The organism is Psychrobacter immobilis (genome assembly GCF_904846235.1).
Lineage (GTDB): Bacteria > Pseudomonadota > Gammaproteobacteria > Pseudomonadales > Moraxellaceae > Psychrobacter > Psychrobacter immobilis_C.
This window is the reverse complement of sequence record NZ_CAJGZN010000020.1, coordinates 14,758-37,061: the sequence shown is the minus strand read 5'-3', so window position 1 is coordinate 37,061 and position 22,304 is coordinate 14,758. Positions and strand designations below refer to the sequence as shown.

The 22,304-nt window shown below is 43.5% G+C and carries 19 protein-coding genes and 1 tRNA gene; 5 read left to right on the top strand and 15 right to left on the bottom strand.

Annotated elements, in window-relative coordinates; all coding sequences use genetic code 11:
• The first annotated feature begins 361 nt into the window (after positions 1–361).
• On the top strand, positions 362–1,339 hold the full coding sequence (locus JMX07_RS11995; protein ID WP_201608158.1) for a DUF1853 family protein: 978 nt from the start codon (positions 362–364) through the stop codon (positions 1,337–1,339).
• Between the two features lie 80 nt (positions 1,340–1,419).
• On the opposite strand, the gene JMX07_RS11990 is transcribed toward JMX07_RS11995, so the two are convergent.
• The 8 genes from JMX07_RS11990 to JMX07_RS11955 all read right to left on the bottom strand — a co-directional run bounded on the left by JMX07_RS11990 (position 1,420) and on the right by JMX07_RS11955 (position 10,482).
• On the bottom strand, positions 1,420–1,962 hold the full coding sequence (locus JMX07_RS11990) for a DUF2726 domain-containing protein (protein ID WP_057758628.1): 543 nt from the start codon (positions 1,960–1,962) through the stop codon (positions 1,420–1,422).
• A gap of 251 nt (positions 1,963–2,213) precedes the next feature.
• Positions 2,214–3,386 (bottom strand): SPOR and LysM peptidoglycan-binding domain-containing protein, encoded by a 1,173-nt coding sequence (locus JMX07_RS11985; protein ID WP_201608157.1) that lies wholly within the window; start codon positions 3,384–3,386, stop codon positions 2,214–2,216.
• A 258-nt stretch (positions 3,387–3,644) separates the two neighbouring features.
• Positions 3,645–5,018, bottom strand: a complete 1,374-nt coding sequence (gene folC, locus JMX07_RS11980; protein ID WP_201608156.1) for a bifunctional tetrahydrofolate synthase/dihydrofolate synthase — start codon at positions 5,016–5,018, stop codon at positions 3,645–3,647.
• Between the two features lie 182 nt (positions 5,019–5,200).
• Positions 5,201–6,148 carry an acetyl-CoA carboxylase, carboxyltransferase subunit beta gene (gene accD / locus JMX07_RS11975; protein WP_201608160.1) on the bottom strand — a complete coding sequence of 316 codons (948 nt, stop codon included), beginning with the start codon at positions 6,146–6,148 and terminating at the stop codon, positions 5,201–5,203.
• Positions 6,149–6,546: 398 nt separating this feature from the next.
• Positions 6,547–7,371: a tryptophan synthase subunit alpha gene (gene trpA, locus JMX07_RS11970; protein WP_201608155.1), complete on the bottom strand. Its 825-nt coding sequence runs from the start codon at positions 7,369–7,371 to the stop codon at positions 6,547–6,549.
• 56 nt (positions 7,372–7,427) lie between these two features.
• Entirely contained in the window at positions 7,428–8,186 is a 759-nt protein-coding gene (locus JMX07_RS11965) for a hypothetical protein (protein ID WP_201608153.1), read from the bottom strand.
• Between the two features lie 159 nt (positions 8,187–8,345).
• Positions 8,346–9,620, bottom strand: coding sequence for a tryptophan synthase subunit beta (gene trpB, locus JMX07_RS11960; protein WP_201608151.1), 1,275 nt, complete (start codon positions 9,618–9,620; stop codon positions 8,346–8,348).
• A 160-nt stretch (positions 9,621–9,780) separates the two neighbouring features.
• Entirely contained in the window at positions 9,781–10,482 is a 702-nt protein-coding gene (locus tag JMX07_RS11955) for a phosphoribosylanthranilate isomerase (RefSeq protein WP_227684825.1), read from the bottom strand.
• Positions 10,483–10,653: 171 nt separating this feature from the next.
• Between JMX07_RS11955 and JMX07_RS11950 the strand changes: the two genes are divergently transcribed.
• Positions 10,654–12,270: a cryptochrome/photolyase family protein gene (locus tag JMX07_RS11950; RefSeq protein ID WP_201608149.1), complete on the top strand. Its 1,617-nt coding sequence runs from the start codon at positions 10,654–10,656 to the stop codon at positions 12,268–12,270.
• A gap of 21 nt (positions 12,271–12,291) precedes the next feature.
• Here the strand turns inward: JMX07_RS11950 and JMX07_RS11945 are convergent, their stop codons facing one another.
• Positions 12,292–13,032 (bottom strand): DUF4230 domain-containing protein, encoded by a 741-nt coding sequence (locus tag JMX07_RS11945; protein WP_227684824.1) that lies wholly within the window; start codon positions 13,030–13,032, stop codon positions 12,292–12,294.
• 593 nt (positions 13,033–13,625) lie between these two features.
• On the opposite strand from JMX07_RS11945, the gene JMX07_RS11940 reads away from it, so the two are divergent.
• Positions 13,626–15,344 carry a proline--tRNA ligase gene (locus tag JMX07_RS11940; RefSeq protein ID WP_201608148.1) on the top strand — a complete coding sequence of 573 codons (1,719 nt, stop codon included), beginning with the start codon at positions 13,626–13,628 and terminating at the stop codon, positions 15,342–15,344.
• Positions 15,345–15,467: 123 nt separating this feature from the next.
• Here the strand turns inward: JMX07_RS11940 and queF are convergent, their stop codons facing one another.
• The 4 genes from queF to JMX07_RS11920 form a co-directional block, all read right to left on the bottom strand.
• The gene (gene queF / locus JMX07_RS11935) at positions 15,468–16,352 is read right to left on the bottom strand and encodes an NADPH-dependent 7-cyano-7-deazaguanine reductase QueF (protein ID WP_201608147.1); all 885 of its coding nucleotides are present in this window, start codon (positions 16,350–16,352) and stop codon (positions 15,468–15,470) included.
• 68 nt (positions 16,353–16,420) lie between these two features.
• Positions 16,421–17,194, bottom strand: a complete 774-nt coding sequence (locus JMX07_RS11930; RefSeq protein WP_102091147.1) for an ABC transporter permease — start codon at positions 17,192–17,194, stop codon at positions 16,421–16,423.
• Positions 17,195–17,223: 29 nt separating this feature from the next.
• Positions 17,224–18,186, bottom strand: coding sequence for an ABC transporter ATP-binding protein (locus JMX07_RS11925; RefSeq protein ID WP_101204942.1), 963 nt, complete (start codon positions 18,184–18,186; stop codon positions 17,224–17,226).
• Between the two features lie 317 nt (positions 18,187–18,503).
• Positions 18,504–19,160 (bottom strand): c-type cytochrome, encoded by a 657-nt coding sequence (locus tag JMX07_RS11920; protein ID WP_101204943.1) that lies wholly within the window; start codon positions 19,158–19,160, stop codon positions 18,504–18,506.
• Positions 19,161–19,512: 352 nt separating this feature from the next.
• On the opposite strand from JMX07_RS11920, the gene JMX07_RS11915 reads away from it, so the two are divergent.
• A tRNA-Arg gene (locus tag JMX07_RS11915) sits at positions 19,513–19,589 on the top strand.
• 242 nt (positions 19,590–19,831) lie between these two features.
• On the opposite strand, the gene JMX07_RS11910 is transcribed toward JMX07_RS11915, so the two are convergent.
• A complete protein-coding gene (locus JMX07_RS11910) occupies positions 19,832–20,194 on the bottom strand; it encodes a hypothetical protein (RefSeq protein ID WP_201608146.1) in 363 nt (120 codons plus the stop codon).
• A 35-nt stretch (positions 20,195–20,229) separates the two neighbouring features.
• On the opposite strand from JMX07_RS11910, the gene JMX07_RS11905 reads away from it, so the two are divergent.
• Positions 20,230–21,030 carry an SIR2 family NAD-dependent protein deacylase gene (locus JMX07_RS11905; protein WP_201608144.1) on the top strand — a complete coding sequence of 267 codons (801 nt, stop codon included), beginning with the start codon at positions 20,230–20,232 and terminating at the stop codon, positions 21,028–21,030.
• Positions 21,031–21,132: 102 nt separating this feature from the next.
• Here JMX07_RS11905 and JMX07_RS11900 read toward each other — a convergent pair whose 3' ends face one another.
• Positions 21,133–22,131, bottom strand: a complete 999-nt coding sequence (locus JMX07_RS11900; protein WP_201608142.1) for an adenosine deaminase — start codon at positions 22,129–22,131, stop codon at positions 21,133–21,135.
• Positions 22,132–22,304: the final 173 nt, after the last annotated feature.

Sequence of the window (22,304 nt, the reverse complement as noted above, 5' to 3'; positions counted from 1 at the left end):
TCCAAAAAGTGGTCGATGCCCATTCGTAACTGGACGTCTGCTTTGAATCGCTTTATGATTATGTTTGATGATCGTATAAGCAGGCATTTAATCTAAATGGCAGTTACACAGAATCTGAGATGGGCTCCAAAAACCATCTCAATATCAGCCTAAATGGCAACTCTCTCTACTTAAGGCGGTAGTTAGCATTCTACTATACTACCTGCTATCACCTCCTGATATCAGCATTCACATCCATCACATTCATATCCTGTTTTAACGTAAGAAAGCCTAACACTGCCCTAGCGGATACTTGTCATCTATAGACTTTTATAGAGCGAGCCGTTAGGGTAAATGCTACACCTTTACACTGGTTTATCCTATGTCCGAGCCTGTCAATCAGCCCACATTTAATCACCTCATAGATAATGCACCTTGGGAACGTTACCGCCGACCTTATGTGCGCGATCTGGCTTATGTACTGTCGTGTCCCAATGTTTTGACGCAGTGGCTAGACTTTGCACCGCATCAAAATACACATACCGTTGCTGTGCATAGCGCGCAATTTTGGCAGACGCAATTTGAGGCGTATGAGCAACGATTAACAGAGCTAGACACCACTGCCGCCTATCAAGATCTGACGCGTTATTTACTCAAACGCCCTAGCCCCAATCGTCTGGGTTTTCATTTTGAAGGCTTACTGTCATTTTGGTTAGAGGATGGGTTCGCACGCAAGCTGCATCCGTATGAGACCCTGGCTAGCAATGTGCAGCTCTATAATGGCAAGCAAACGACTGGTGAGCTTGATTTGATCTTGTATAACCATGCAGAACAGCTGGTTGAACATTGGGAGCTAGCCATTAAGTTTTTTATGGGTTCAGCACCTTTTGAGCCTGTGAATTGGGTTGGGATTAATTCCAATGATAATCTACAGCGCAAAATGACACACATGCAAACCAAGCAATTCCGAGCAGTGTGGGTAGATACAGAAAATCACGGACAGGTAAAAATCGATAAGCGTTATGGCGTGATTAAAGGCCGATTCTTTTTACCGATTAATACAAATGATTGTGGTGATTATGATTGGCCATACTGGCTAACACCGAGTTTTCCAATACATGAGTGGTGTGATAAGAGAGATATGGCAGGTCTTGCAACGATTGACACTACAGCTTTGCGAGCCGCGCATTATATTGAATGGTTCACCAAGCGCAACTTTTATGATGGGCTAAATGCTTATGGTGGTCATCAGCAACCGATAGTTTGGTCAGATAACGAGCTACCTAAGACAGGTTTATATTTTGAAGGTAACCGACCAATCGTTATTTACCCAAGGCAGTCAGACCAGATCGATGAATAAATTTAGCTAACCTAAACTTTTAAGATGAAACTGCTTGGATAATGTTTAGCCTTAACAATCGGACAGCTTTCACAGATCGCTTAATAACTCTCAATCACTTGCATTAGCTCATATCTAAGCATATCGGCACTCGGCATACGCTCGGCATGAAAGCGTACCATCGCAATACCTGCACTGGCAAGCGCCTTATCCTTTTTATCATCCGCTTTTTGGCGGGCTTTGCTACTATGCGTCCAGTCATCAAGCTCGATAGCGACCAATGTGGTCTGAGCATCGACATCCACAATCACATAGTCAACACTCTGGCGGCAAATACGATTGAACCAAAAGCTACGCTCTGATGTCTCACTACTATTGGCCTCAATGATCCGTGACAGCTGTACTTGAACAAATATGTGGTACTCCGGCAGCGCATTTTTTAACTTATTAAAAAATATCACTTCCGTATCGGTCATGATTGGCATCGGCGCAAATGGCCAAATAGCCAACTCATCACCGCGCACAGGTTTTGGATCTGGCTCAACGACGGGGCGCTTCGTCAGTAGTGTTGGTAGCAGCTTCGGTAACGTAATCAGCCCCAAAAACCCAACGGCCAATATTAAAAATATAACACCAAACGACATGGTTCTACCTTATACAATATGAGAGTGATGGGCTAAATGTCATTATTGATAGCAGTTAATAATGCGCCAACCACGACAAGGCAACCTATATAGGCTGACAGGTTATACAACAACGGATTATAAAAATGGCGCTCATCTTAACTAAGGCAGCGCCAATCAGCAATCTATAAAACAAAAAACACGACAGTATTTGTCGTGTTTTTATATAAAGTAGATAAAAGCCGAATCGAGACCGTTAGAAACGCTCTAGCTTAACGCCAGTAAAGCACCCAAGCGCTGGTCGTATTTACTTTAGGGTCACTATTGATTTTATCTTTTAGTGCCAATGCTGCGACTTTACCACGTTCAGGCCCAACCACGACGCGCACTCCACGACTAGTGGCACTGGTCTTGACTTGATAACCTGCTGCTCGGAACTTTTTCGCTAACTCATCGGCCTTGGCTTGGTCATTTGCTAAAGCCACTTGCACTCCGAAACTACCTTTAGCATCTGTTTCTTTGACTTCTTTACGCGCTTCACTCAATTTTTGCTGCGCTTCACGTTTTGCATCGGCAGATTTCTTCGCCAGCGCTTCTTCTTGTTGACGCTTCTTCTCACGCGCTTGTTCAGCAGCCGCCGCTTCACGCTCTAAACGCTGTACCTGTTTGCTCGATGGGATGGTGATACTTTGACCCAGTTGTAGCGCTGCCGATGGAGATAGATTGTTGGCTTGAGCCAATACTTCTACAGGCATGTTGTATTGTCTTGCCAGTTTTATGAGTCCATCACCTTTCTTGATTTGGTATTCAGAAGGCGATTTTGGTGGCTCGTTTTTAGCCGCTTCAGCTGCTTCTCTTTTTCTCTCAGCCGCTGCTTGGGCTTCCGCCTGCTTTTTTGCTTCGGCTAGTTTCTCTGCCTCCGCTTGTTTTTTACTCTCGGCAAGTTTTTTAGCAGCCGCTTGCTCTTTGATAGCCGCTTTTTGCTTCTCGGCTTCACTAGACTTTGTAGTATCAGTAGTAGACTGACTCTCCGTACGAGGCTGAACGGTCAGATCTGTAGTAACGTCTTTTGTAGACTCTGTACTGCTGGTTTCATCAGTAGCTGGCGCACTATTGTCAACATATTGCTGGCTCTCAGCACGTGCCTTAGCCAACGCTTCTGCTTCTGCAACTTCCTGCTCTGTCAAAAACTCTTTTGCACGTTTTTCTTGCTCTGCAACGCGGGCTGCACGCTCTTTTTGCTTTTGCGCAAGGATACGTTTTTCCGTTTCGATATCAGTGGTGAGCGGCTGCGGAGACTCTTGCTCCGAGCTTAGTTTGTCGACCATCGCTGACATCGGCTCTGGCTGTTCGCTATCGCCAATCTGTTGCACCATGGCGTATAGCATCACGCTACCGCCGATAATCATCCCAATGCCCAATAAGGCTTGTCTCGAAAAGTTCATCCGTTTACGTCTCTTAGTTGGTAATAAGGTTGATTGAGCGGTGCAGCGACAATCTCAAAGCAGTGTATCAAATCGCTTTAATCATGATCTCTTACCGCCAGTTACTGTCAGTTAATGCCATCAGAGTTCAAAATTTGTGCCGACCGTCTTCTACCAGTCTGGCAAATCATTTTGATTATAAAGCATATTTTTCATGCTGTCTGCTATCAGGCTACGACTAAGATTAACATTAAACAGGCCCTACTTTAACTTAAATTATCATACGCTAAGGGCACTTAACGCTTCCCCGATCGTATGAAACGAGCCACATACGACGATAAGGTCTTGCGGTTGGCTCGCCTCTATCACTGCATGGGTCGCTGTATGCAAACCATCGAACTCATATATATTGGTGCTATCGATATATTTGGCCAACACAGTTTGCAGCTGCTCAGTAGTCGCGGCACGAGGGTAATCAATCTCAGCGATAAACCAATCACTAACCGGTAAACCTGCTTGGGTTAAGCGCTGCACAACCTTATCGATATCTTTATCACCTAACATAGAAAATAGCATTTTTATCTTTGGTGTAGGGATATCCGCTGAACTATCTTGATTATTTTGCTTGGCGACATGCTGCTGCCAAAACGGTAACAGCTGCGCTAGTAAGAACTCAACGCCTTGCTCATTATGCGCGACGTCAAATAACCAATGACGGCTATGACTTTCACGATAATCGAAGCGACCTGCCAGTTTGACAGTTTGTAACGCTTGCTCAATGGCATTGATATCGATATCTAATGGACTTGCCAATACTGCGGATAAGGCATTGGCCGTGTTAGTTAACGATAACGCAGGACGTGGTAATTGCAAGGTAACCGCTGCATTACTGTATTGCCAAGTCGTTGAATCAATATCGCGGTAGCTAAAATCTTGTCCTATTTGATAACAAGTTGCCTGCTGGGTATCGATGGATTTTTGCACGCTAGCTGGCATCTCAATAGCACCATAAATCAGAGGAATGCCGTTGCGCAAGATACCTGCTTTTTCGCGGCCAATATCCTCGACATTGTCACCCAACCAGTCAACGTGATCGATACCGATATTGGTAATAACTGCCATGTCAGGATCAATAATATTGACCACATCTAGGCGGCCGCCTAACCCTACTTCTAATACCCACACGTCACAATCTGCTTCAGCGAATATCAATAGCGCTGCTAGTGTGGTCATCTCAAAGAACGACAACGTCAAATCGCACTGTAAGCGTGCTACTTCTACTTTGCTAAAGGCCTCAATCAGCGTCTGGTCGCTGACCATCTCGCCATTGATACGTACACGCTCATTGAAGGCACTAAGATGTGGCGACTGATATAGTGCCGTCTTATAACCTGCGGCTTTACACATTTCGGCAATGACAGCAGTTGTCGATCCTTTGCCATTGGTACCTGCTACAGTAAATACATAAGCGTCATCTTTAGCTGACTGCACCACGCCTAACGCTTCTGCGACAGGCAATACACGTGACAATCCCATATCGATTGCAGACACATGAATCTGCTGCATATAATCGAGCCACTCAGTTAAGCTAGCACTTTCATTAGGACTATGGGTGTTGGGGCTGTGAAGGTCAGAGGCTAAAAGGTCAGACATGAATAGAACCTATATAAAATTTAATAAGAGATAAAAATATATGTGCTAGCTAAAACCAAAAATAGCACTTACCGTGCAATGACGATAAATGCTATTAGGGGTCTTGCATATGTAGTAGATGTTAGCACGCAGCTAAGTCATTATGCACTCAATAAATAATTCATTATGCTGAGTCATTTACCTTATTGAGCATCTACATTTGGTACGCGGCATAGTTTTGCAAGTAGACGATAGATCGTATCGATTAGCTGATGACGATGTACCACTTCATCCACTACGCCGTGCTCTAACAAGAACTCAGCGCGCTGGAATGGCTCTTCTAACGTCTCGCGTACAGTCTGCTCGATCACACGCTTACCAGCAAAACCAATCATCGCTTTTGGTTCTGCTAGATGGATATCACCCAACATCGCTAGTGATGCAGTTACGCCGCCGTACACAGGATTGGTCAATACCACAATGTAAGGAATCCCAGCGATTCTTAGACGCTCAATCGCTGCTGCCGTGCGTGCCATTTGCATCAATGACAATAAGCCTTCTTGCATACGTGCACCGCCAGAAGCAGCAAAGCAAACCAAAGGTACTTTTTGCTCTAGCGCTTTTTCAGCTGCTTGAACGAAACGATCGCCAACGACTGAACCCATTGACCCGCCCATAAAGCGGAAGTCAAAAGCACAGGCAACGATATCAAGGTTACGCAGTTTGCCATACATAGCAACCAACGCCTCAGTCTCACCTGTTTTTTCTTGTGCTTCACTCATACGCGCAGGATATGGCTTACTATCCACAAAGCTCAATGGATCTTTGGCCGTAAATTCTTGTCCTGTCTCGCCGTCTACTTGATCAAGTAACCAGTTCAAGCGCTCACGAGCACTCATCGGTAAATGATGATCACAATGCGGGCACACATAACAGTTAAAAATCAGCGCTGTGTTGGTAATCATCGAATGACAATTACTACACTTAGTTGACGGTTCAGTCTCTACCGCAGACAGTGGCGCAGTCAAATGCTGCTTGATGCCTGGGATAGGACGGTTAAACCATGACTGCCTATCCGTATTGCTTTTTGGCGCGGCTTTAGCAGTATTGTTATCGGGTTTTGTTATGGTATCAGTCATATTATTTGCCATCATAAAAGGCTTATTGACAAGTTTGCTCATTCGCTTGTCATTGAGAGTTTAATGGTTGTCTAAACAAAGCGTCTAACACAGTCATAACATGAGCAATCATGCGACATACTGATAAATAAATCTCGCATGTCGGTAATTTGATTATGCGCTTGTTGATAGATAATGTATTTGCCAATCAAAATGACGAATAAACCACTGCTATCAGACACCATATAATAGTGATGTTAGTTTACACTCGTAAACTAATTTTAGCAAAGTCATTTAGTATTGTCTTCACGTAAAGCATTTGAGTAAAGTCTTTAGGTAAATAATAGCTGCAATTTGACTTTGCCATTTCAAATAACTATTTCTTCAAATAACTACTTCTTCAAGTAACAACAATATGAAAGCAATAGCTATTAAGCGCTTAAGCTATCTAAAGCTTCACGTAGCTCATCCATTTTTGCCATGATGTTTTGCTGTGCATTTACAACCGCAGCAGTATCGTTGGCATCAATATCGGCAAAGTTCTGTACCAAGGCACTACCGACGATAACGCCATCTGCATGAGTACCGATCGCCTTAGCAGAGGCACCATCACGGATACCGAAGCCGACGCATACTGGCAAGTCTGTTTCTGCTTTAATTGCTTGAACTTGGGTCGCAACGTCGTCTGTATCTAGCGTGGCTGAACCAGTCACGCCTTTTAGTGATACATAATAAATATAGCCACCACAATGAGTCAATACTTGCTCACGGCGCTCGGGCAACGTCGTTGGCGATAGCAAGAAAATCTCATTCATCGAATGATCGGTCAAATGCTGAGTGAAGCTACCCGCCTCTGCTGGTGGCAAATCTACCATCAACAAACCATCAACACCTGACTGCTCGCATAGTGCCACAAAATTGTCATAGCCGATGATTTCAACAGGATTTAGATAACCCATTAGGATAATTGGCGTTTGCGTATCTGTTTGACGGAACTCTGCAACCATCTTTAATGCATCACGAGTACTCGTACCTGCTGCTAATGCACGCTCGCCAGCCAAGGCAACGGTTGGACCATCGGCCATTGGATCAGAGAATGGTAAACCGACTTCGATCATATCGGCGCCGTGTTTCACTAAGTCGTGCAACAGACCTACCGTAGTGGTCGGATTAGGATCGCCTGCCATAACATAAGGAATCAGGGCTTTTTTATTTTGTGATTTTAAGGTTTCAAAGGTACTTTCAATTCGGGTCATAGTGATCTCTTATAATTTTGTTAAATAAATTTTTAGCTTATATAAGTTTATTGTTACTAGCCAATATCCATTAAATTATCATGGTTATCTTGCGACAAATATTTAATATCATCAGTTCTTTGCTTATGAAAAGTATTCATAATATTTAGAATTTCACGCTGCTCTATGTAGTATAGACCGTTTAAAACATTGTACCTCTCGCACAGTGGAATATTTTTATTAAATATTAGACCTTGCACCCTGTTCCCTCGGTTTTTCATCTTTCTACTATATATTTCTGTGTAATCTATCCAAAAACCAATAGTGCTTCCTTGAATTCGGTTAAGATAAAATGCTTCAACGTCATCATAATTTATAACTTTATCGTGCTGAAAATTTTTATTAGCTATATAAAACTGAGACGTCAATTGGATATTATCTTTATTGATTATAAGTATGGGGATATGCTTCCAAGTCCATTTTCTAGCAATCCATGGATTTGGAACGACAAAACCTTTTTGGGCACGATGCAACCAATATATCATCAGAAATAAAAACAACATGGGTATAGCTAAAAGAGACCAAAGCCCAAGAATATTTCTTAAAATTTCATCAGTTGTCGTAACCGTATAACCTGTCGAAAACTCCCAAACGGCCATAAAGACATAAATCACTGACCATACAGTGACAACTATAAAGAAACCATAACTCTGCCAAAAACTGACACTTTCAGTAGGCACACCCACACTTATTGTGACTGGCGCTGTTAGCACTGCTTGGTCTGGATACTTGCCCAACTGGCTAGGCTTACTCGGTATTAAGCGGTTCAAACTCATGAAGGTATACTATCGATAATTAAAAAATAGCTAGCAATATTGATAACTACTCTACTCTATAGAGTAGTTATCAATTAGCGTATTGAGATTTATGATACCTAATCGAGTTAATACGCTGCTAAACTTTCTTATACAACCATCTAAACTACTCTATTCTTACTACATCTCAATCCCTTCTGCTTTCATCACTGAATGCAGATCCTTGTCACCGCGGCCTGACATATTAACGATAATCGTCTGATCAGGCGTCATGGTTTTAGCTAGTTTCAATGCATAAGCGACAGCATGAGCAGTTTCAAGCGCAGGGATAATACCTTCTTTACGAGTTGCTTCATGGAAGCCTTCTAGCGCTTCTTTATCCGTACAACCAACATACTCAACACGCTTCATATCTTTTAGGAAGCTATGCTCTGGACCGACACCAGGATAATCAAGACCCGCTGAGATAGAATGCGTCTCTTGAATCTGACCATCATCATCTGCCATGAGGTAAGTACGGTTACCATGTAGCACGCCAATACGACCAGCTGCCAATGGTGCTGAATGACGACCTGACTCGATACCATCGCCTGTTGCCTCGACGCCATACATCTTGACTTCAGTATCGTTTAGGAAGTCAAAGAACAAACCAATCGCGTTCGAGCCGCCACCGACACATGCAACCAAGGCATCTGGCATTTTGCCTGTTTTTTCTAAATGCTGAATGCGTGCTTCTTTACCAATGATCGCTTGGAAATCACGAACCAATAGCGGATAAGGATGCGGTCCTGCCACCGTACCGATAATATAATACGTGCTATCGACATTGGTTACCCAGTCACGCATGGCTTCGTTCATTGCGTCTTTGAGCGTACGTGAGCCAGAGGTTACTGGCACAACTGTCGCACCAAGCAAACGCATACGATAGACGTTCATCTTTTGACGCTCGACATCGTCAGCACCCATATAGACGATACATTCTAGGCCTAAGCGTGCCGCAATCGTTGCCGTCGCGACACCATGCTGTCCTGCGCCCGTCTCAGCGATGATGCGTTTTTTGCCACACATCTTGGCAAGCAATGCCTGACCAATAGTGTTATTTACTTTATGCGCGCCAGTGTGGTTGAGGTCTTCACGCTTAAAATAAATTTGCGCACCGCCAATCTCATCACTTAGACGCTTGGCATGATATAGCGGTGTTGGACGACCGACGTAATTGACCAAGTCGTTGTGATACTCTTCCCAGAATGCCGGGTCTGCTTTTACTTTGGTATAAAGCGTTTCTAGCTCTTCTAGAGCAGCCATTAGCGTCTCAGAGACGAAACGCCCCCCATGTACACCGAAATGACCGCGCGCATCAGGATACTGGTTAAAGTCCTGTACATTTTCAGGATTGGTAAAAGTATTGACAGATTGTGCGGTAGCAGATAAATCTTTGTTCTCGACATGACTCATGATAATTCCTACTGTAATAAGTGGTATTTTTTAAATAACTTTAGATAAATAGAGGGAAAATAATAAAAGGGATAATAATCTAATCAGATTTAAACAGAAAAATCGGAATAACGATCAACTAAGCAGATTACGTATAGCGAATAGCTTGATACAAACCCACTTAGATGGCGCCAGTGACCGTAGCGTTTTGCCATCGATCACGCTTGACCGCTTTCATAAAGGCACGCATTTTGGCAGCGTCTTTTTTACCTTTATCAACCTCAATACCGCCGCTCACATCGACGCCATAAATAGGCAAATCTAATGTCGCGGCAACATTGTCGGCATCGAGCCCACCAGCCAAAACGATCGGCAGTGCACTGTCATGTGGAATGAGACTCCAGTCAAAACGTGCGCCTGTACCGCCATACTTATGCTGATGATAAGCATCCAGTAAAATACTACTGGCACCTGCGGTTGCAAATTGATTAATTTGGGCGTGAACGCTATCGAGGGTGTCTTGCTCTGTATTGATACGCAATGCTTTGATCCAGCGTTTATTGGTTATACCTGCTAGCTGGTGGCACTGCTCAGGCGTCTCATCACCATGGAACTGGATAATATCAAAAGAGACGTTGTTTGCTAATTTAATCAGCTCATCTTTAGACATATTGACCACCAACGCCACCACGCTGACAAAAGCAGGTACAGCAGCGCTCAGGGTTTGCGCCTGCTCTATCGTGACTGCACGTGGACTTGGTGGATAAAACACCAAACCCACTGCATCTGCACCTAGCTGTGCCGCAGTCTGTATATCACTAAGCTGAGTAAACCCGCAAAACTTAACGTGCATTTTGTGACCTTGCGTTTCATGGTGCTGAATATGACACCGATTATAGCGGCATCAGATAAGTTCAAGCTAAAGATAAATCGTTAGATGTGATGAGGTTTTGTTAACCTAACGGCAAAGCCATTGCATCCAAAAACTTATCCTAGCATACTTTTATCCTTAGTTTTGTTTATGATTGCGATTGATTAATATAGGGATACTTTGATGTCTAAGACTGCACAGACAGCCGCTACTGATACTGACGACAATGCTACTAGCAAAAATCCACCGCATTACTTGATGTGGTTTCGCCGTGACCTACGTATCCATGACAATACCGCTTTAGCAGCGTTATGTGAACGCGCCAATGAGGACAACGCCTCAGTGTCTGCCGCATTCTTTTTGACCCCTGAGCAGTGGCAAGCACACGATACATCCCTTGTACAAGTCGATCATATTGCTCGCACGCTACCTATTCTAGCAAAGGAGTTACAAGAAAAACTAAACATCACCTTGATCGTTCAAGTTTGTCCAAACTTCTCAGACTGTATAAAGGCGCTTACAACCTTATGCAACGACAATGAAATCAGCTGCGTCATGGCCAATCACGAGTACGAAGGCAATGAGATTGATCGTGATGAGCAATTGAACAAGCAACTTGCAAAAAACGACATCGAGTTCGTCCGCTGGCATGACCAATGCATTTTGCCACCGCAAAGTATCACGACCAATGATGGCGATAGCATGTATAAGGTCTTCACCCCATTTTATAAGAAATGGCGACATACGTTGGACGTCAGCACTATCCAAATGCATGAAGCATCCGCAGTGGATAGCGATTATAAAATCAAACTACCATCATCGCAAACGTTTGCCAATACAATCGACGATATCAAAGCCCTAAATGAAAAAATGCTCAGTGATTACCAGCAGACATTAGAAAAGAATGAGTCATTGCAACATATCAATATAATAGCTCAGCTTGACCAAGCAAGAGACGCTTATCCTGCAGGTGAGTCTTCCGCCTGCCAGCGTCTAGAGGCATTCGTCGATGATGATATCAATGATTATGATGTAAGCCGTGATGTCCCCCATCTGCATGCAACCAGTCAGCTATCGGCTTACCTCACCATAGGCTCTATCAGTCCTAGATTATGCTATCTACAGGCGAGCAAAGCACAAGAAAATCTACACGGTAATGACGGTGATAATGAAGACATCAATCGCTGGATAAGTGAGCTTGCGTGGCGAGACTTTTATCGCCATGTACTGGTCGAAAAACCAAATCTGATTCGTCATAAGGCTTATAAAGAAGATACCGACAATAAGGTTAATTGGTCATATGACAATGATGATTTTGAGACATGGTGTACTGGTAAGACAGGCGTGCCATTAGTCGATGCAGCGATGCGCTGTCTTAATGCTACTGGGTTTATGCACAATCGATTGCGGATGGTTACAGCGATGTTTTTGACCAAAGACTTATTGATTGATTGGCGCTTGGGTGAGCGCTACTTTATGCAACAGCTGATCGATGGGGACTTTGCGTCCAACAATGGCGGCTGGCAATGGAGCGCGTCGACAGGTACTGACTCAGCGCCCTACTTCCGTATTATGAACCCCTTTAGCCAAGCCAATACGCATGATCCTAAAGCTCTGTTTATTAAAACTTGGCTACCAGAGTTAAAGGACATTCCTAACAGTATCTTGCACAACGAAGATAAGATGCGTAAAGAGCTGGCAAAAGGTGGTAAGTTTGCCGATGTCGACTATCCTGCGCCAATGGTCGAGCATAAATCGGCACGCAAGCTAGCTATTGCTGAGTTTAAAAAAGAGGCTTAATTTTAGAAAATAACTAGCAGACTAGCCATTGGTAGTGACTGGCAATTGACACGCGCCTGCACCCTGAGTGGTAACCGTCACTACCGCTCCTGTGAGTGCAAATAGCTGCTGCAACTGCGTTTGCGCATTTTGCAGTGCCATATTCATGACATCACCTCGGCAGGCACGCTCAAGCACTTCTTTTTTTGCCATGGTCTGTGCTTGTGCCAATATCTTAGGATCGACTTGCATCATGCCAAAAGCCCCTGTCTGCCAGTCATAAATCTCGATATCATCCAGATATACTGAAAATATCTCTGTAGGCGGCAAAGTAATATTGATTTGCGGCATAGTGGCAGCTAGTGAGTTGGCATCAGCTACTTGCTCTTCGTCTGCATTAGCTTGAGCAGGTTGCACCACTTGTACCATCTCAGGTGTCAACGCACTCAGATCAACGCCTGCCTCTACGCGACCATGAGCGATAAACAAGGCCTTTTGCTCGTCTTGCCACAGTTTCATCCAGCTCCCAGGTCGCTCGCTCGTAATCACTGTATCAACGCTGAATGCGACGGTATGTAAGCGATTTAACTGCTGAATTTGCGTAACCACCCCTTCGCGAGTAATAGTTTCTATCGGCGCTTCTTCTGGTTTGTTTTGCGCGCTATAAATAGCAAAGGCAATCGCTGCTAGACCGACAAGTAATATCACCCACGACATTGTAGCAATAGGACGTTTCGTAGGCTTTTGAGTGGCATTAGCGTTATTCATATCAGGATTATCCATAGAAGCTACCTTTATAATGTTGCATCGTTTGGTAAGGCTAAGAGCGTTGTAAAAATAGAACAGATGCTTAGTCTATAGATGCGACTATTGTGCAGTAACTTCAAGTAATGGCTACCATTCCTCTACATAACTTTATCTATAAACCTCTACGCAACCACCTCAATAAACTGTCGCCAAAATAAGCAGTACTTTCGCTATAAAATCATATGAATAGTTCAATTATTTATCCCTTATTGAACCCTTTGCGTCACGTTCGGTCTGAAAAGACAAAAAGTCATTGCGTCTTAGGCGAACTTTACCTAACATAGTCAGATTGTATGAATAAAATGTCAGTCTTAAAGCATTTATCAGGGTTTTGACCTGAATATATTGCATTTTTGGCATATTGATACATCAAATCAAATTTGCCTCTCTTTTATGAGAGTGGTTTTTACTGATGTGCTTTGTATATAAGCAGGTTGGTAACTAGGAAATACCCTAGATTATTGCTAAGTGATAAAGGTAAGCTTGCGGCGGCAATGAAACGATTAGCCATACGCTCAACATCCTACTATTTCTTATTTTTTTATCGTTGATAAGGTTACGCTTTATTTATGAAAGCCAGTCAATTTTTATTTGCCACACTAAAAGAAACCCCAAGTGACGCCGACATCGCCTCAAGCCAATTGATGGTGCGTGCTGGTCTTATCCGCAAGATTGCTTCTGGATTGTATATTTGGTTGCCTATGGGTCTGCGCGTCTTGCAAAAGGTCGAACGCATTGTTCGTGAAGAGATGCAAAACGTTGGTGCACAAGAAGTGCTAATGCCGATGACTCAGCCTGCTGAGCTTTGGCAGACGACCGGACGTTTTGATGATTATGGTCCTGAGTTATTGCGCTTCAAAGACCGTCATGATCGCGACTTTGTACTTGGTCCAACGCACGAAGAAGTCATCACCAATCTAGCACAAGGCGAGCTGCGTAGTTATAAACAACTACCGATTACTTTCTTTCAGATTCAAGGTAAATTCCGTGACGAGATTCGTCCACGCTTCGGTGTGATGCGCGCCCGTGAATTCACCATGAAAGATGCCTACTCTTTCCATGTGGATCAAGCCTCATTGGCCAAAACTTACCATGATATGTATGACGCTTATACACGCATCTTTACCCGCTTGGGCTTAGATTTCCGTGCGGTACAAGCAGATACAGGCTCTATCGGTGGTTTTGCTTCACATGAGTTCCATGTATTGGCAGATAGCGGCGAAGACGATATTGCGTTTTCGGACTCATCTGACTATGCAGCCAACGTAGAGCTAGCAGAATCTGTCAGCACTGCTGAGCGTCAACCGCCGAAAATGGAGCGTGAAGACGTTCTGACCGAAGGCATGACCAGCTGTAAAATGGTTGCTGAACACTTGGATATCCCGTTAGAAACGACGGTTAAAACTTTAATCGTTCATGGTCATACCGAAAATGATGAGCCACAACTGATTGCTATCGTGTTGCGCGGCGATCATCAGCTCAATACTATCAAGGCTGAGAAAATCGAAGAAGCAAATGTACCATTGACGTTAGCATCTGACGAAGAGCTAAAAGCGGCAGGCCTACATAAAGGTTATATCGGTGTTAATTTAGATATGCCTGTATTCGTTGATCGTTCAGCAGCTGCGTTGTCAGATTTTGTTTGCGGTGCCAATGAAGTGAACAAACATACTATCGGTATGAACTGGGCACGTGATACTCGCATTACTCGCATCGTTGATGTGCGCAATGTACAAGAAGGCGACCCGTCTCCTGATGGTAAAGGCAGCCTGAAAATCAAACGTGGTATCGAAGTCGGTCATATCTTTCAGTTGGGTGATAAATACTCACAAGCGATGAACTGTACTGTTTCTGGTGAAGATGGCAAACCTGTTACCTTGATGATGGGCTGTTATGGTATTGGCGTTAGCCGTATCATTGCCGCTGCTATCGAGCAGAACAATGATGAAAACGGCATCATGTGGCCAAAAACGCCAACGGTTGATGATTCGATCGCTCCTTTTGAAGTCGCTATCATCCCGATGAAGTCTAAAGAAGAGACGGTCATGCAGACGGCAACCGCCCTGTATGAAGAGTTAAAAGCTCAAGGCATCAACGTGCTATTAGACGATCGTAACGAGCGACCAGGCGTTAAGTTTGCTGATCTTGAATTGATTGGTATACCGCATCGTATCGTCGTCTCTGATCGCAACTTGGCGGAAGGCAAGTATGAGTACGTCAATCGCCGTGAAGCTGAAAAGCAAATGCTAAGCCCTGAAGAAGTCATGGCAAAAGTAAGCGGTAAATAGTCTTGTAATTGAAGACTATATAACAAAAAGCGCCTATCTCACATGATGAGATAGGCGCTTTTTTATGGGCTTAAAAACTATTTAACATTGTATTTTTATTAATATTGTATTTTTAGCGAGAACTTACTGGCGAATTAAACGGCTTGGCTTAGGCAATAAACTGATATCACTGACACGGCAAGGATTGATATCGATACCACCGCGGCGCGTATACCACGCCCGTACCATTAGCTCACTTGGCTGATAGTATTGGCTTAAATCAGCAAATATCTGCTCGACACACTGCTCATGAAAACCATTGTGCTGACGGAAGCTCAGTATATAACGCAGCATATTTGCATTATTAAAAGGCTTATCAGTCGTTATCGAAACGGCCAACGTGCCCCAATCTGGTTGATTGGTCACTGGACAATTACTACGCAGTAGATTGGAATAAAAAGTATACGGCTGCGTACCATCACTTGCCACGCTTTCGTCGCGCGTCTCTACTTCGTTAGTACTCAGCAGTGACGCATCAGGATGTTCCGTTAACGCAACTTTATCCGTGCTATCTGCCAATGCCTCATCAATACAAACACCCTCAGGCTGAGCGATCAATAACGCTGTTTCATCACCATTTAGATCATCGTTTAAACCAAATAACGCTACCTGTACGTCTGCTTGCAAACAAGCTGATAAGTCTTTCGCAATCAACGCTTGTACGTCGTTCCAACTGGCGAACTCGGTAAAATTAATACTATTTAAATACAATTTAAGCGATTTTGATTCTACGATAAACGGTGAGCTAGCAGGAATGCTAAAGCGTGCAATCGCTACTTGCGAGATACCTTGCGGATTTAACCAAGATATCTCAAAAGCCTGCCACCAATCGACACCGACGGTTAGCTTATCGTCTTGCCAACCGATCGCATCACGTCCCATGCTGCGCGCAATCGGATATAGCGTCTCTGGGCTATACTCAGTTGGATAGTCTGTGGTTTGCTCACCCAAGATACCGTGAATACTCATCTGTCTTCCTAATGTTAAACCGTTTAAAATTTGCTCTAAATAATAATATGCTTAGCGAATAATACACACTATAAACGCACGCGCGATCCGTTACTTAGCAAGCGATAGGCGATGGTATAAAATATCGCACAGAACACAAAAATAGCCGCCATCGAATACCAAACATTGACATCAGAGTAGCCAAGAATACCGTAACGGAATGAGTTGACCATATAGACGATAGGATTCAGTAGCGAGATATTTTGCCAAAATGGCGATAAATTCTCCATCGAATAAAACACACCGCCAAGATAGGTCAATGGCGTCAGTACAAAGCTTGGGATAATAGAGATATCATCAAACGAGCGTGCAAATACCGCATTGATAAAACCACCTAACGAAAACAAGATAGACGTGCCAAGTACCGTAAATATAGTCACAAATAAATGCTCGATACCAAGATCAGTAAAGAACAGCGCCACTATCGAGACAATCACACCGATAGCCAATCCACGGAAGATACCACCACTGATATAACCCATCAAAATAGCATGCTTGGATACTGGCGAGACCAAAAGCTCTTCGATACTAGACGTGAACTTGGCACTAAAGAAGCTTGAGACGACGTTAGAGTAACTGTTGGTAATGATCGACATCATGATCAAACCAGGCACGATAAACTGCATGTAAGGCACGCCGCCCATCTCACCCACACGCGAACCAATCATCTTACCAAAGATGACAAAATACAAACTCATCGTGATAACTGGCGGTAGTAACGTCTGCGGCCAGATACGTAAAATACGGCGTACTTCTTTGAACCAAATAGTACGAAACGCAATCCACTTCTTACTCAATGACATTGTTTTATTATGATCGACTAGTTCCTGACTCATAATCCCGCCTCCTTCATGCTATCTGCACTCTGAATGTTTTTGTCTACCAAGCGCATAAATAACTCTTCTAGTCGGTTGGCTTTATTGCGCATACTCGCCACACTGATACCTTTATCAGACAACTGATCAAAGACACCGTTTAGTGACTCACCTTCTGTCAAGGTAACTTCTAGCGTTTGCTCATCTGGCTGCGAGACCCCTGTCACTCCCGTCAAAGCCAACTGCTCAGTGAGCGGCGTATCCAAATCAAATACAAACGTCTCTACCGACAACTGCGCCAGTAGCTCCTTCATTTCTGTATTGATTCGAATCTCACCGTGATCCAAGATCGCAATGCGTTTACATAATTGTTCAGCTTCTTCGAGATAATGAGTCGTCAGAATAATAGTGGTGTTTTCTTCGATATTAATCTGCTGCATAAACTCCCACATCGAGCGGCGAAGCTCGATATCGACACCCGCCGTTGGCTCATCTAGAATCAATAGTTTTGGTTTGTGAATTAAGGCACGGGCAATCATCAAGCGGCGTTTCATACCACCAGATAGTTCACGTGATTTACTGTCGCGTTTATCCCATAGTCCTAGCGCGGTTAATAGTCTCTTTGCGCGTGGTTTGGCTTCTTTTGCCGGAATACCAAAATAACCCGCTTGCGTAATCAGGATATCTTCGACTTTTTCGAACATATTAAAGTTAAATTCTTGCGGTACAACGCCAAGGTATTGCTTGGCAATCGAAGGGTTCTCTAATAGGTCTGTGCCGAAAATATGGACGCTACCGGTGGTTGGCTTAAACAATGAGCTAATAATACCAATCATGGTAGATTTGCCTGCGCCGTTTGGCCCAAGTAACGCAAAGAATCCACCTTGTGGTACCGTTAAATCAACCCCTTTTAATGCCGAAAACCCATTGTCATAGGTCTTGGATAGGTTTTTTATGGAGAGTGCTGGTGCATCAGACATGAAGACCTCTTTATTTGTTATCAATTTATATAAAATGCGATTTTAGAATAATAGGCCGTGTTGAACATTCGACTATCATTAGCATATAGGCAAAAGCCGTATAAGAATGTTCAACACACTCTACTCTCTAAAGGTGACAATGTACGGTAATAAACGAACTAATCTCATAAAATGAGGCTACTCATGACGAATTTCAACTGCCTTATATTCGAAGTACCATATTAATAATACTCATCATGAAAAAGCGCCTATCTCATCGCTGAAATAGGCGCTTTATAGATAACTATCGTAAAAGCTTGGAAGGTAATCAACAAAGATTAGCTTGCTTCTGCAACCATATAATCTACAGCATTTTGAACTTCTTCATCAGGAATATCCGCGCCACCTTTGGCAGGCATCGCATTGAAACCATTGATAGCATGGGTATATAGCGTATCTTTACCTTTTGCAATACGTGGGCCCCAAGCGCCAGCATCACCAAAGATAGGAGAGCCTAGCAAGCCTGCTGTATGACAAGTATGACATACGGCGTTATATACCGCTTTACCGTCACGAGGACCATCGCCAGCAGCTGGGCCAGATGAGCGTGCCGTTACATCACAAGCTTCACCATCTTCAAAACAGATATTGGCAACAGGCTGGATACGCGCAATCAGATTAGGATACAAAGCAATTAGCTTCTGTACTTGCGGCGTATCTTGTGGAATTGGCTCTTCATCAGCGGCAGGCGCTGCAGCGGCAGTTTCTTCGCCTTCTGCTGGAGCGGCTTCGTCAGTGGGCGCAGCACCATCTGTCGTATCTGCAGCAGCTTGGGTATCGTCACCTAGCGTTTCAGGAGCAGCTTCTACGACCTCTTGGCCTTCTGCTACGTCTGACGCAGTTACAGGAGTGTCTACAACATCTTCAGCTTGGCTCACCGCGATACTAGCGATTCCTAGAATGGCAGCTGCCGATAACATAACTACTTTTCTCATTCGTCACGTTCTCTTATTACGTATACAAGGACTAGCACGGCTCGGACATTCTGTCTGTCCTTCTTTGACGACCTCTAAGTCTTCAATAGCAGACAGCCATCCCGCGTGCCAGCGCACTTGCAATCGGTGATTATAAATATGAATTCTCCCCAACATTATAAGGGAAAAGGCAGGTAAATTGCCATGCTTGTTTAATGACTTGGCTGTTTTTTCTTAAAAAACCTCAATCGCGACTGTCATTTATTGGCTTTATGCTTTTTATTTGTTAGACTAAGCGGTCTTTATTTCTAGACACCTTATGCTAATTATCATGCGCATCTAAGCGTGACAGTCAGACATATCGTTATCATATGCGCTCGTAGCTCAGTTGGATAGAGTATCGGTCTCCGAAGCCGAGGGTCGTGGGTTCGATTCCCGCCGAGCGCACCAATCATACTGTTTACAATCTTGCTCTACCCTTCCCTTAGTACTATCTTAAACTTCCTATACTCATCAAACCTACACTTCAACATGTTTGCGGTTTTTCTGTGCTTGTATATTTCTAGTGCTCTCACCTATAGTCGATTCAGTATAATTTGGATACAAGGAAGCCGAGTGAAAGTATTACAAGTAGTAGACTGAGCGAGACTGACACCGTAGCCAATTTATAGAGGATTGACTATATAGCAAAATTACTCTGCGTCCTGTAGATTGGCAGTCAATTGAGCACGGCTAGGTATACGGTGATAATTAATCACTGGCACATCACCTAAACGGCGCTGACCTTCAGCAATTTTTTTATCAATCGTAATCATCGCAATTTTTTTGTCTTGTTTGCTAACGAGCAAATGATTTGCCTTACGTGTGACTCGATAATCAGCAAAATGCTGCTTTAATATCGCTGATGTTTTTTGCAGCGCATCATTCGGTGTTGCATTTTTTGATTTTGCGCCATTATGCTTTTCGCCTGCTTTTGCACCTCGCGATTTTGCCACGAACCATAAAACTGCCATGACAGCGAACAATATGACAAGCCACCAAATTCCGTCTATCATAAGTAAAAATATCCATTATTAGCAAGGGTTGGCTCATGTTAGCAGAATTATCACCAGCGTTAATAGCAGAAGTAAAACTTGCAGCACAACTACTGGCATCGAAACAGCGTATTTGCATTCTGACTGGGGCTGGCATTTCAGCAGAAAGCGGTATCCCAACGTTTCGAGATAAGCAAACAGGGCTGTGGGAGAACTACGGAGTCGAAGACTTGGCAACCCCTGAAGCGTTTACTCGTGATCCCAAGCTGGTGTGGTCATGGTATCAATGGCGTCGGCAAATGGTCGCAGATAAAGCGCCAAATCCTGCCCATCATGCGTTGGCTCAGTGGCAGTATCATGCGCAAACCTCCGATCAGCAGGTGACACTCATCACCCAAAATGTCGATGATTTGCACGAGCATGCTGGTAGCGCGGTGACTCATCTGCATGGTCATCTGTGGCGTAACCGCTGTGGTCAGTGTGAGATACCTTATCAAGACCAATCGAGAGCATCGTACGATAATCAAGGTACTATGAGTTTTGATGAATCACTGCTTAGCTGTCCGCATTGCGACGGTTATATTAGACCAGATATTGTTTGGTTTGGCGAAGCTCTACCTGTACAGGCATGGCAGACTGCCGAAGAAGCTGCAGCTAATTGCGAAGTATTTATCAGCATCGGTACCTCAAGTCTGGTTTACCCTGCTGCTGGACTATCACAGCTAGCCAAACAGAATAGCGCGCAAGTTATTGAGATAAACCCTGACCCCACACCAAATACTATCGTCGATATCACATTAGCAGAAAAGGCTGGAGTAATACTGCCACTGCTTGTAGAAGAGATTACTACTTTATAATCACTACTACTTATAGATATTACTGAATGACAGACCATAAAAAAGGCTTAACGATTTATATAAACCGTTAAGCCTTCACTATTAAAAACAAGCTCGTTAAAATTATTTCAATGTAAGATCAACTCTCGCCAAGTAAGCTTCTTTTAACTCATCACTGATAAATGCCGATTTAAACGAGTTTTTGACCAACGTGATAACATCGTCTTCCGTAATCGGTAAATTCTCATATAGATTGATAAAGTTTTGATTCACGTAGCCTTTGAAATACGCTGGATCATCTGAGTTAACGCTGATATTTAGACCATAGTCTAAAAGCTCTTTAATATTGTGCTCTTTATAAGTCTCAAAGACTTTTAGCTCGATATTTGAGTTCGGGCAAACCGTCAGTGGCATTTGCTCATCTTTAAGTCTTTGCATCAACTCTCGACTTTTTATAGACTGCACACCATGATCGATTCTATTGATATTCAATAAATCTAATGCTTCGTAGATGTACGAAAAGTCTGCTTCTTCGCCTGCATGAGCGACCAACTTGAAGCCTTCCTCTTTGGCTTTTTGGAAGACTTCCTTGAATTTCGATGGTGGGTTGCCCAATTCTGATGAATCCAGACCAACACCGATGATGTCGTCTTTATAGTCCAGCGCTTGCTCTAATGTCTCAAACGCTTCTTCTTGCGATAAATGACGCAAGAAACACATGATGATGCATGACGTGATACCGTATTTGGCTTTGGCATCGGCGAGTGCTTCTTTGATACCTGTGATGACCGCTTCAAAAGGCACGCCGCGTTCGGTATGTGTCTGCGGATCAAAGAATATCTCTGTGTGAATGACATTGTCTTCGACACATTTAAGAATATATTCCCACGTCAAATCATAGAAATCATCTTTGGTAAGTAGAACGTTGGCACCCGCATAGTAAATATCTAAAAAGGTCTGCAGATTGGTGAAGTTATAGGCACTGCGTACATCTTCGATATCTTTATAAGGTATTTCTACGTTGTTCTTTTTGGCCAATCTAAACATCAGCTCAGGCTCTAGCGAACCTTCAATATGTAGATGAAGTTCAGCTTTCGGTAATTTCTTTATTAATTCAATCATAGTATTCCAATAATGGTGGTATCGAGACGAGCCCGAGTAGATATTGCACAGTAGGATAATCAAACTGTATATAAGGCATTATCTGTCCCAGAAGAGTTATTTTAACACTAAAAGCATATCGCCTAAAACAAAACCCTTTGACCGTATAGACAAGCTACTTATAAAAGCAACCT

Bases quoted from the DNA above. Each gene is read 5' to 3' on its own strand.
- JMX07_RS11995 (WP_201608158.1), top strand. From the start codon at position 362: ATGTCCGAGCCTGTCAATCAGCCCACATTTAATCACCTCATAGATAAT.
- JMX07_RS11990 (WP_057758628.1), bottom strand. From the start codon at position 1,962: ATGTCGTTTGGTGTTATATTTTTAATATTGGCCGTTGGGTTTTTGGGG.
- JMX07_RS11985 (WP_201608157.1), bottom strand. From the start codon at position 3,386: ATGAACTTTTCGAGACAAGCCTTATTGGGCATTGGGATGATTATCGGC.
- folC (WP_201608156.1), bottom strand. From the start codon at position 5,018: ATGTCTGACCTTTTAGCCTCTGACCTTCACAGCCCCAACACCCATAGT.
- accD (WP_201608160.1), bottom strand. From the start codon at position 6,148: ATGGCAAATAATATGACTGATACCATAACAAAACCCGATAACAATACT.
- trpA (WP_201608155.1), bottom strand. From the start codon at position 7,371: ATGACCCGAATTGAAAGTACCTTTGAAACCTTAAAATCACAAAATAAA.
- JMX07_RS11965 (WP_201608153.1), bottom strand. From the start codon at position 8,186: ATGAGTTTGAACCGCTTAATACCGAGTAAGCCTAGCCAGTTGGGCAAG.
- trpB (WP_201608151.1), bottom strand. From the start codon at position 9,620: ATGAGTCATGTCGAGAACAAAGATTTATCTGCTACCGCACAATCTGTC.
- JMX07_RS11950 (WP_201608149.1), top strand. From the start codon at position 10,654: ATGTCTAAGACTGCACAGACAGCCGCTACTGATACTGACGACAATGCT.
- JMX07_RS11945 (WP_227684824.1), bottom strand. From the start codon at position 13,032: ATGGATAATCCTGATATGAATAACGCTAATGCCACTCAAAAGCCTACG.
- JMX07_RS11940 (WP_201608148.1), top strand. From the start codon at position 13,626: ATGAAAGCCAGTCAATTTTTATTTGCCACACTAAAAGAAACCCCAAGT.
- queF (WP_201608147.1), bottom strand. From the start codon at position 16,352: ATGAGTATTCACGGTATCTTGGGTGAGCAAACCACAGACTATCCAACT.
- JMX07_RS11930 (WP_102091147.1), bottom strand. From the start codon at position 17,194: ATGTCATTGAGTAAGAAGTGGATTGCGTTTCGTACTATTTGGTTCAAA.
- JMX07_RS11925 (WP_101204942.1), bottom strand. From the start codon at position 18,186: ATGTCTGATGCACCAGCACTCTCCATAAAAAACCTATCCAAGACCTAT.
- JMX07_RS11920 (WP_101204943.1), bottom strand. From the start codon at position 19,160: ATGAGAAAAGTAGTTATGTTATCGGCAGCTGCCATTCTAGGAATCGCT.
- JMX07_RS11910 (WP_201608146.1), bottom strand. From the start codon at position 20,194: ATGATAGACGGAATTTGGTGGCTTGTCATATTGTTCGCTGTCATGGCA.
- JMX07_RS11905 (WP_201608144.1), top strand. From the start codon at position 20,230: ATGTTAGCAGAATTATCACCAGCGTTAATAGCAGAAGTAAAACTTGCA.
- JMX07_RS11900 (WP_201608142.1), bottom strand. From the start codon at position 22,131: ATGATTGAATTAATAAAGAAATTACCGAAAGCTGAACTTCATCTACAT.